At 51.2% G+C, this 813-nt stretch carries 1 protein-coding gene; it reads left to right on the forward strand.

The window, feature by feature from the left end:
* Positions 1-722 (forward strand): GNAT family N-acetyltransferase (locus HW443_RS12170; protein WP_176238327.1); only part of this gene is annotated, 722 nt, incomplete at its 5' end.
* Positions 723-813 lie beyond the last annotated feature (91 nt).

Raw genomic sequence — 813 nt, forward strand, 5'->3', positions numbered from 1 at the left:
AGATTGCTGTAATGGATGAGTGGCGAGGCCAAAAGGAGATCGGAGTCATCTGGCTCCTGAGGTGTAGAAGGGAAAGGGAAGGGTATTGGTTGGAATTCTTGATCCAGCAGGCCAAAAAGCAGGGGCTAAAAAGCCTGGTGACCTCCCCCCTTACCCAGAGGGATAGCAGGCCTTTCCTCTCCTTCGGGTTTTATCCATACCAACACCTGGATATCCTTCGTAAGAACGATCTACGAACCTCCCCTCCCACAAACACCCCGGTGCTACTGAGGCCTTTTCAGGATGAGGATCAAGAGGAGCTGCTCTTACTGGATAACCGGTCCTTCGACCAATTCTGGTGGATGGACGAGCAAAGTCTCAAGGACATCATCGATTCCCAGGAGGTCTCCTTTTTCTATGTGGCCGGTGAGTCAAGAAAACTGAGGGGATACATCCTTATCTCTTTTGAGCGTGATTATGCCCACCTGAGCCGCATTGCGGTTGATCCAGAGTATCAGGGGAGAGGAATAGCCTCCGCTCTTCTGGACAGAGGGATCCAATTTCTGCGACGGAGGGGAGTGCGCTCTATCTCTGTATCTACTCAAGCCAACAATTACCGATCCAAAGCCCTTTACCGTAAGTTCGGCTTTCGGGAGACCGGAGAGAGCTTGTGTATTTGTAGGTACGACCTTAGCGGGGACCAGAGCCTTAGTGGTGAGATACGTGTCTCTGGAAATTGGTAGCGCCAGGAAATTTGGGCTTCTGTATCGAGGCCATTTTTGCTATAATGTTGTTTCAAGCTATTTCGGAAGGAATCGCCCATGCACCGCGGCG

The sequence above is a fragment of the Candidatus Hakubella thermalkaliphila genome, assembly GCF_013281975.1.
GTDB classification, from domain to species: domain Bacteria; phylum Actinomycetota; class Humimicrobiia; order Hakubellales; family Hakubellaceae; genus Hakubella; species Hakubella thermalkaliphila.